The sequence below is a fragment of the Curtobacterium sp. PsM8 genome, from assembly GCF_030433875.1.
GTDB lineage: Bacteria > Actinomycetota > Actinomycetes > Actinomycetales > Microbacteriaceae > Curtobacterium.
The window spans coordinates 1-206 of the sequence record NZ_JARUXD010000248.1; the positions used below are offsets into that span (position 1 = coordinate 1).

Below are 206 nucleotides of genomic sequence, written 5' to 3' on the forward strand. Positions count from 1 at the left end.
ATCACCCCCCGGTGCGCGTGGGGGGCGCCCGGGGCGGGGCGGCGGGCGCCCGGCCCGCCCCGGTGCGCCCGCCCCCTCCCGCGGGCGCCCGTCCCGGCCATCCCGCCGCCCGGTCCGCATCGGGGCCGTCGTCGTCGACGACGCCGTCCTTCTGCGCGAAGGCCTGGCCCGCGTGCTCGAGGAGGCGGGCATCGACGTCGTCGGCC

General features: G+C 83.5%; 1 protein-coding gene. It reads right to left on the reverse strand.

Annotated elements, in window-relative coordinates; all coding sequences use genetic code 11:
* Window position 1: 1 nt before the first annotated feature.
* Window positions 2–206, reverse strand: a 205-nt coding sequence (locus tag QCD68_RS17450) for a hypothetical protein (RefSeq protein ID WP_301223921.1), incomplete at its 5' end; no start/stop codon positions are given.